Source organism: Neptuniibacter sp. UBA6509 (assembly GCA_002435145.1).
In the GTDB taxonomy this organism is placed as follows: Bacteria; Pseudomonadota; Gammaproteobacteria; order Pseudomonadales; family Balneatricaceae; genus Neptuniibacter.
Window position 1 is genome coordinate 65,877 of sequence record DJLT01000120.1, and the last position, 9,172, is coordinate 75,048.

At 42.7% G+C, this 9,172-nt stretch carries 9 protein-coding genes; all 9 read left to right on the top strand.

Translation table 11 applies throughout. The annotated features are described in order from the left end of the window. Positions 1-143 precede the first annotated feature (143 nt). Complete coding sequence (ndk, locus tag B4K11_RS16095; protein ID WP_292950827.1) at positions 144-551, top strand: nucleoside-diphosphate kinase; 408 nt, start codon at positions 144-146, stop codon at positions 549-551. A 78-nt stretch (positions 552-629) separates the two neighbouring features. Next, entirely contained in the window at positions 630-1,745 is a 1,116-nt protein-coding gene (gene rlmN / locus B4K11_RS16100) for a 23S rRNA (adenine(2503)-C(2))-methyltransferase RlmN (protein ID WP_292950829.1), read from the top strand. Positions 1,746-1,779: 34 nt separating this feature from the next. Beyond that, positions 1,780-2,550 (top strand): type IV pilus biogenesis/stability protein PilW, encoded by a 771-nt coding sequence (pilW, locus tag B4K11_RS16105; protein ID WP_292950830.1) that lies wholly within the window; start codon positions 1,780-1,782, stop codon positions 2,548-2,550. Beyond that, the gene (locus tag B4K11_RS16110; protein ID WP_292950831.1) at positions 2,547-3,521 is read left to right on the top strand and encodes a RodZ domain-containing protein; all 975 of its coding nucleotides are present in this window, start codon (positions 2,547-2,549) and stop codon (positions 3,519-3,521) included. The genes pilW and B4K11_RS16110 overlap by 4 nt, the downstream gene beginning before the upstream one ends. A gap of 49 nt (positions 3,522-3,570) precedes the next feature. Continuing rightward, positions 3,571-4,812 (top strand): histidine--tRNA ligase, encoded by a 1,242-nt coding sequence (gene hisS, locus B4K11_RS16115; protein ID WP_292950839.1) that lies wholly within the window; start codon positions 3,571-3,573, stop codon positions 4,810-4,812. A gap of 40 nt (positions 4,813-4,852) precedes the next feature. After that, positions 4,853-5,509, top strand: a complete 657-nt coding sequence (locus B4K11_RS16120) for a YfgM family protein (RefSeq protein ID WP_292950832.1) — start codon at positions 4,853-4,855, stop codon at positions 5,507-5,509. Beyond that, positions 5,510-6,661, top strand: coding sequence for an outer membrane protein assembly factor BamB (gene bamB / locus B4K11_RS16125; protein WP_292950833.1), 1,152 nt, complete (start codon positions 5,510-5,512; stop codon positions 6,659-6,661). Between the two features lie 82 nt (positions 6,662-6,743). Beyond that, on the top strand, positions 6,744-8,180 hold the full coding sequence (der, locus tag B4K11_RS16130) for a ribosome biogenesis GTPase Der (protein WP_292950834.1): 1,437 nt from the start codon (positions 6,744-6,746) through the stop codon (positions 8,178-8,180). Continuing rightward, positions 8,177-9,028 carry a glutamate racemase gene (gene murI / locus B4K11_RS16135; protein ID WP_292950835.1) on the top strand — a complete coding sequence of 284 codons (852 nt, stop codon included), beginning with the start codon at positions 8,177-8,179 and terminating at the stop codon, positions 9,026-9,028. Before der ends, murI begins: the two co-directional genes overlap by 4 nt. Positions 9,029-9,172: the final 144 nt, after the last annotated feature.

Sequence of the window (9,172 nt, forward strand, 5' to 3'; positions counted from 1 at the left end):
AATTGCGCGCTGGATTTTTAAGGGTGATCTGAAAATTCAAAAGAAACGACTTTGTCTGTTGCTTACTTTTAAGGCATGCGGAGTAGTTCAGTGAATTTTCAGATACTTCTTTCTTACTTTTATATTATTTTGGAGCTTTAATAATGGCACTTGAACGTACGTTCTCAATCATTAAGCCTGATGCAGTTGCTAAAAACGTTATCGGTAAAATCGCATCTCGCTTTGAGTCTAACGGTCTTAAAATCGTTGAAATGCAGCTTAAGCAGCTTTCTAAGGCTGAAGCTGAAGGTTTTTACGCAGAGCATTCTGAACGTCCATTCTTTGGCGATTTAGTTGAATTTATGACGTCTGGTCCTGTTGTTGTGCAGGTACTTGAAGGTGAAAATGCGATTGCGCTTAACCGCGAATTGATGGGTGCTACTAACCCACAAGAAGCTGCTGAAGGCACAATCCGTCGTGATTTCGCTCAGTCAATTGATGCGAACGCTGTACACGGTTCTGATTCCCCAGCATCTGCTGAACGCGAAATCGCTTACTTCTTCGGTAAGTAATTTTCGTCCAGGCTGCTTGTAGCAATTTTGTTGCAGGCAGTCTTTTGATTTACCTCTTTATTGCGAGCACTGTCATCAATGACTGAATCCACACAAAAAACTAATCTGCTGGGAATGTCACCAACTAAGCTGGAAGCTTATTTCGAAGAGATCGGCGAAAAAAAGTTCCGGGCAACCCAGGTTTTGAAATGGATTCATCAACATGGCGCGAGTGATTTTGATGAAATGACGAATATTAGTAAGGCATTGCGCACTAAGCTGCAGCAAGTAGCAGAGATACGCGAGCCTGAAGTGATACTTGAGAAAGTGTCTAAAGATGGAACTAAGAAGTGGGTAATACGCACTGAAAGTGGTTCAAGTGTTGAGGCTGTTTTGATTCCTGATGGGGATCGTAAAACATTATGTGTTTCATCGCAGGTTGGGTGTTCTTTAGATTGTAGTTTTTGCTCAACAGGTAAGCAGGGCTTTAATAGTAACCTTACGGCTGCTGAAATTATTGGCCAGCTGCGTATAGCTATCCGTTCTTATGGTGAATACAACACGACCTCGCAACGCGTGGTATCTAATGTTGTTATGATGGGGATGGGTGAGCCATTAATGAATTTCGACAATGTTGTTGATGCAATGACATTGATGATGGAAGATAACGCTTATTGTCTTTCAAAAAGGCGAGTTACTTTATCTACCGCTGGTGTTGTTCCCGCGATTGATAAGTTAAAGGAAGTTACAGATGTATCTCTCGCAGTATCATTACATGCGCCGAATGATGATCTACGAGATATCTTAGTACCGATCAATAAACGCTACCCAATTAAAGAGCTAGTTGCAGCATGTAATCGTTATCTAGAAAGCCTTAATGATAAGCGTGTGATTACGGTAGAGTACACGATGATCGATGGCGTTAATGATAAGCCAGGCCATGCTAAAGAGTTACTTAAAATTCTGCGTCAGATGCCATCTAAGTTGAATATAATTCCATTTAACCCTTTCCCTAATTCTGGATACAAACGCCCCGCTGAGGAAAGAATTCTGGCATTTAAAGAGATAATCGTTCATGGTGGTATCGTGACCACGGTTAGGCGTACTCGAGGCGATGAAATAGATGCTGCATGTGGTCAATTAGTGGGTCAAGTTGCTGATAAAACTCGACGTAGTCAGAAGTATATCCCTGTTGTTCAACAGGAACCTAATTAAGAATTCTATATTTCAAAGCGAAGGGATGGGATGAGTGAACGGAATTAAGTTAGTACTTACACTATTGATGGTTCTGTTTTTTGCAGGATGTACAGGAACCGGATCTAAAAGCGAGAATGCTAAGAAGAATCAAGCATTTGACGCTTATTCCCGTCTTGGCTTTGAGTATCTGCAGTCGGGTGATACGGTTGGCGCAAAACAATCATTTCTGCGTGCATTGGAGATAAATGGAAGCTACGCGGAAGCTAATAATGGGTTGGCGTTGGCATTTCAGCTAGAGGGTGATGATGTCTTAGCTGAACAGTATTACCGTAAAGCAATCTCAATGGCACCAGAATCTGCCATGATACATAATAATTTTGGGGCTTTCTTGTTCTCCAAGGGGCGTTATGATGAAGCCTGCCAAGAGCTTGCTCGTGCGACTGAAGATCCATTTTATAACAGGCGAGCACAGGCATTTGAAAATTTAGGTCGTTGTTATCGGTTGTTGCAGCGTAACGAGGCTGCTAAGCATGCATTCCAGCGCGCTCTTCAAGTAACGTCCACTAGGCCTGTATCGCTTGTTGAATTATCTGAGTTACTTCTGTTAGAAAATAATTATGATGAATCTGAGAAGACATTTGAGCGTTTTTTAACGCTAGTAGAGAAACGCCGTGTAGAGCATTATGCGAAAAGTTTATGGGTCGGTATCAGGCTGGCGCGTCATAATGCTGAAGCAACACGGGCGGCAACATTTGCCTTGATCTTAAAGAACCTTTATCCGAATTCTATAGAATACCGTGAGTATGAGGAGTCCGCGCGTTGAGTAATGATGAGCAAGATCTGCAGCCAGAATTATTGGCAGAGCAATGGGGAGCGCAGTTTAAAACTTCTCGGGAGTCTCTTACTATCTCGCTTGAGCAAGCGGCGACAGATCTTAACTTACCTGTTGAATATATACAGTGTCTAGAAAAGGGTGAGCTTGACGGATTGCCTAGTATGGTTTTTGCCAGAGGGTATATACGTTCATATGCCAAACTATTAGGTATGAGTAATGCTGATGAATATGTAAGTGAGTTTGAGCGTATTCATGGAACTGGAAGCAGTAAAGGGGCTATTCGCCCGGTAAGTCGAGTTCGCCAGCAAGTAAAAATGGGCGATCCAGTTATGAAGCTATTTAGCTGGGTTTTTCTTCTCGGAATTATCGGTGTTTCCATATGGTGGTGGCAAACTCAATATGGAGGCAGTTTAGAAGCCCAATTAGAAAATGTAACAGGGAGTGAAGCAGCAGCGCCCGCTGATAATGCTGTTGTTCTCGAAAATGGGACAGCCACGCTAGCAATTCCTGCTTTGGACGATAGCCCTGTGGATAAGAGTGTAATTGAAGAGGGTGCTGGTTCTGACGCATCAGTTCAAGAAGAGCCTCAGTATCTCTCTGCGGGTGAAATTGAGAAGCTTCAGAAAGCGATTGATAGTAAAGTTTCGAATACTACGGTAGATAATAATGCAGCACCTGAGGTGCAGTTAGCCCTCCCGGACGTTATGAGTGAACTTTCGGTGTCTGCTGATTTTATTTCGGAGTGTTGGGTTTCTATTAAAGACGGTGACGGAAAAACTCTTTTCAATAATCTTCGAGGGAAAGGTCAAAGCGTTAACGTTAAGGGTAAGCCGCCATTAAGTGTTTTGATTGGTGCGGCTGACGCAGTGGGTAGTTTTAAATATAACGGTGAGGCATTTGATCTGGCGCCTTATAGTCGCAAAAATGTCGTTCGTTTAAGTCTTCCTGTTTCAGAATAAATTAAGCATGTAGGTTGTAGTTTTGGCCAAAATTAAAGCCATTCGCGGGATGAATGATATCCTGCCCGAACAAACGCCAGTTTGGCAGTATCTTGAGAAGACGGTTAAAGAGGTTGTGTCCATCTATGGATATAACGAAATTCGAATGCCAATTGTGGAGCAAACTAATCTATTTAAACGCTCTATTGGTGAAGTTACGGATATCGTCGAGAAGGAAATGTACACCTTTGAGGATCGTAACGGAGAGAGTCTTACTCTAAGGCCTGAAGGTACAGCAAGTTGTGTGCGGGCTGCAGAAGAACATGGATTGCTATTTAATCAGATGCAGCGTTTTTGGTATCAAGGACCTATGTTCAGATACGAAAGGCCGCAAAAAGGACGCTATAGGCAGTTCCATCAGATAGGCGTAGAAACGTTTGGTATGTCTGGTTCTGATATAGATGCAGAAATCATTCTTTTGAGTGCTCGTTTATGGGAGCGTCTAGGTCTGTTGGATTGTGTTACGCTTCAGTTAAATTCTTTAGGCAGTAATGAGGCGCGCGCTAACTATAAGGACGCTTTAGTCGCTTATTTAAGTGAGCGGAAATCTCAGCTAGATGAGGATAGTCTTAAACGTCTAGAGACTAACCCACTACGAATTTTGGATAGTAAAAACCCAGATACACAGGCGCTTTTAAATGATGCGCCGGTCTTGAGTGATTATCTTGATGAAGAATCGCAGAGTCACTTCTCGGAGTTGACATCAATTCTTGATGAAGCTGGTATTGCATATGAAATCAATCCTCGTTTGGTCCGAGGGTTGGATTATTATTGTAAAACTGTGTTTGAGTGGGTGACTGATAAATTAGGTGCTCAGGGTACCGTCTGTGCCGGTGGTCGTTATGATGGTCTAGTTAAGCAGTTAGGAGGTCGTGAAACACCTGCAGTAGGTTTTGCAATGGGTGTTGAGCGACTTATTTTGCTGCTAGAAACGCTAGACTTAATCCCGAACGAAGTTAGGCAGACGTTCGATCTGTATCTAGCTGCTGAAAGTAAGGGATTACAATCTAAAGTAATTCTTGTTGCTGAGCGGGTTCGTGAGCATTGCCCTGGTATTAGGGTGCGGGTTCATTGTGGCGGGCTAAAAAATATTAAGCAAAAAGCAGAACAAACAGGTGCTCCTATTGTTCTGTTGATAAAAGAATCAGATAATCATGAGCTTTGCGGTTCTATTTGGCATAACAATGAACCTATCTTTGATTTATCAGAGTCAGAGATACTAAGTAGCGTTGTAGAATGTCATAACGCATAGTTATATTTCTTGAAAAAGTTAACAGGTACAGGAGTTTAGGGTGGCAGAGTTACGCACCGAAGAAGAGCAGGTTCAGGCGCTTAAAGCGTGGTGGGATGAGAACGGTAAATCACTACTCTTAGGGATTGCTGTCGCTTTAGCTGCTGTAATGGGCTGGAAGGCTTGGCAGCAACAAGAGTCTGTTCAGGCTGAGAATGCTTCGATTTTATATCAAAATCTATTGGACTCCGTTGTTGGGGCTATTGGGCCTCAGCAAGATGAAGCTAAGTTGGCGACTGCAAATCATCTTAATGGGCAGCTAAAAGCTGACTATGAAGGATCAGCTTATGCAAACTATGCTGCACTCATCATGGCGCGTGTTGCTGTAGATCAAAATGAGCTAGATAAAGCGTTAGTGGAATTGGATTGGGTTTTGGCTAATCAGCCGACTGAATCAATGTATGCGCTTGCTAGTATGCGCAAGGTGAAAATAATTGCTGCGCAGGGTGATTTAGATAAGGCTTTGAGTTTAGTTGATGCTATTCCAGTTGCTGGCTACAAAGTTAGTCTTAATGAGTTGAAAGGCGATCTGTTTTTAGCTAAGGGCGAAAAATCCAAAGCAAGAGCGGCATACAAAATGGCGCTTGATGCGACTGATTCTGCTAGTCGACCTCTTCTGGATATGAAATTAAATGACTTGGCTGTAACGGAGGGCTAAATGAAAAGCATTAATCGTTTAGCTGCCATTGGCTTAGCATCATTATTAATGACAGGCTGTGGATTCTTTGGGGATGATGGTGAGGAAATTAAGCCAAACCCATTAGTGTCTTTTGAGCAGGAAAAGAAGGTTTCCGTATTATGGTCATCTTCTGTAGGTTCTGGTCCGGGTAGTAAATATCATCAATTTCAGCCAGCTATTGATGGAGATAAAATTTTCGCCTCTGATCGCGATGGCTCCGTCTATGGCTTTAATCGTGAGAATGGTGACAAGCTTTGGCAGACTGAAGTAGAAATTTCGATCGTTGGTGGTGTTGGTGCTGGCTTTGGTCGTGTTGCTATTGCTGGAGAAGAAGGGGAGATCATAGTCCTTTCTGCTGATGATGGTAGTGAGCTGTGGCGTGCTGAAGTGAATAGTGAAGTAACTTCACCGGGGCAATTTAACCAAGAACTTGCTGTTTTTCAGTTGATCAACGGTAAAGTAGTTGCGTTTGATATGGTTAGCGGTGAGCAGCGTTGGATTTATGATGCGCAAGTGCCTCGCTTAACGTTGCGTGGAACGAGTGCTCCTATCGTCGCGAGCGATGTTACTTTTGCCGGCTTTGCTAATGGTAAGTTAGTTGCGATTGATAATGTAAAAGGCGCTGCTATATGGGAAAACCGTGTGGCATTGCCTAAAGGGCGATCCGAGCTTGAGCGTATGGTTGATATTGATGGGCGTCCGCTGCTAGTCGATAGAACGCTTTATGTGACAAGCTATCAGGGGCGTTTAGTAGCGATTAATCCGTTTCGTGCACAAATTGTATGGGCACAAGATGTGTCTAGCTACCATTCTCTTACGCATGGGTTTGGTAATGTTTACGTAAGTGAGTCTAACGATGCTGTTCAGGCATTCGATAGAGGCAGCAGTGCAAGTGTATGGCGCCAAACTGAACTTGAAAATCGAGGCATCACAGCACCCGTAGCGATTGGCAATGATGTGGCAGTGGCTGATTATGAAGGCTATATTCATTTTATGTCGCAAACAGATGGACACTTCGTGTCACGCTATAAGCTGGATTCTTCAGGTGTGTATGGTGATATGATAGTGAAAGATGATGTGTTGTATGTACTTAGCAATAGTGGTCGCTTGGCTGCGTTAGGCATACAGTAATTTAATTTGTAAGATTCTGGCGGCTATTTGCTTTGCAATTAGCCGCCGTTTTGTTTTACCTGCACGATGCAGGGGTGGGTTCATGCTTCCGGTAATTGCTCTCGTTGGTCGACCAAATGTCGGCAAATCTACATTGTTTAATCGTCTAACCAAGACAAGAGATGCCTTAGTGGCAGATCTACCTGGTCTTACTCGTGATAGGAAATATGGCGAAGGTCAGCTTGGCGAAGATCAAGACTATATCGTGATCGATACGGGTGGTATTACCGGTGATGAACAGGGTATAGATTATGAAATGGCTAAGCAGTCACTTCAGGCAGTTGAAGAGGCAGATATTGTTCTGTTTCTTGTGGACGGTCGTGCAGGATTGAATCCCGCGGATGAGATGATTGCTAACTATCTACGCAAAACTGATAAACCTTGTCATTTGGTTGTGAATAAAACTGACGGCTTGAATCCAGATATAGTGATTGGTGATTTTTTCTCGTTAGGTATTGGTCACCCTCTTGCTATTGCCGCGGCTCATGGTCGTGGTGTTACAGCGCTGATTGAATATGTACTTGAAGAACTGCCAGAGCTTAAAGAAGAATCATTAGAAACGCTCGCTCAAGTACAAAAAGGTATTAAGATCGCAATTGTTGGTCGACCTAATGTAGGTAAATCGACTTTGGTTAACCGATTGTTAGGTGAAGATAGGGTAGTGGTCTTTGACAAGGCCGGAACTACAAGAGACAGTGTATATATTCCATATGAGCGTGATGATAAAAATTACACGCTGATTGATACTGCGGGTATTCGCCGCCGTAAAAATATCCGTGAAGCTGTAGAAAAATTTTCAATCGTCAAAACTCTTCAGGCGGTGAAGGATGCACATGTAGTTGTCTTGGTTGTTGATGCGCGTGATGGTATCACTGAGCAAGATATGCATATGCTTAGCTTCGTTATAGATACGGGGCGCTCATTGGTGATTGCAATAAATAAGTGGGATGGGATGACCGCGGATGAAAAGGCAGACGTTAAAGAGCAGATAGATCGTAAGTTAGAATTTGCTGATTTTGCTCGTATGCATTTTATATCTGCTTTGCATGGAAGTAGCGTAGGGAATATGTATGACTCTGTAGAAGAGGCGTATGAATGCGCAATGGCTAAGTGGTCAACAAGTAAACTCACTCGTTTATTAGAAGATATTGTTGCAGATCACCAACCACCTGCAGTGAATAATCGTAGAATTAAGCTGCGTTACGCTCACCAAGGCGGTTCAAACCCTCCTGTAATTGTTATACATGGTAACCAAACAAAGTCATTACCTGGTTCGTATAAGCGTTACCTTGAGAATAAGTTTATTAAAGTATTAGGCATAAAGGGTACGCCGATACGCTTTGAGTTTAAATCGAGTGATAACCCGTTTGAAGGTAAAGTGAATCCGTTAAGCTCCAGGCAATTAGCGAAAAAAGAGCGTTATAGAGATCACGTAAAACAGCTTAAAAAAATGAACAAAAAGAAAAAAAATAAGCGATGAATGTAGTAGGTGATAGCGATCTTCCGATTGGAGTGTTTGACTCTGGAGTGGGTGGTCTAACAGTACTTAATGCCATACGGGAAAAATTACCTAACGAGAATCTTGTCTATTTAGGTGATACGGCTAGGGTTCCATATGGTACAAAGAGTGCTGTTTCTGTCACGCGTTATGCTGAACAGGCTGCAAAGGCTCTGATCGAGCGTAAAATTAAATTATTAGTAATCGCATGTAATACAGCTTCAGCTGTAGCTGTTGAACCTTTGCAAAAGCTTTATCCGCAAATAAAGGTGATGGGCGTTGTGGGGCCGGGCGCTGATGCTAGTTGTCAAGCCACTAAAAATAAACACATCGGTGTTATAGCAACTGAAAGTACGGTCAGTAATCAGGCTTATCAAAATGCTATTTTAGAGCGGCGATCTGATGTGTCAGTTGTTGCCTATCCATGCTCTCTATTTGTAGCATTGGCGGAAGAGGGTTGGCATGAAGGTGCTTTAGTGCAGCAGATTGTGGATAAGTGCTTAGAACCACTGAAAGCTGAAAATGGCTCGCTTATTGATACATTAGTTCTTGGCTGTACGCATTTCCCAGCTCTGAAGAAAGTTATATCAGAGGTTATGGGTGAAGATGTTGCATTAGTAGACTCTGCTGCGACAACAGCACATGCTGTTGAAAATGGGTTAAAAGAGTCTGGGTTGCTGAATAAGAGCATATCGCCGGGTAATGTTGAGTTTTTGGTAACTGATGGGCCGGAGCGTTTTGTTCGAGTTGCTAAGCATTTTTTTAAAGATGAAATATCTATGGCTGAAATCCAGCAGATTGATATCCAGCACTTTGGAAATGCTCCATAGCTTTATAAAGTATAAAATTGCATCTTACTTAGATCGAGTAAGAGAGAGTAAAAGCGCTGCTTATTAACTTAAGCGGCGCTTTTTTGTATCTGCTGTACAGGAATTAAGCGTTGCTGGTGCTTTATTAACCGCTTCTAGCAGGTG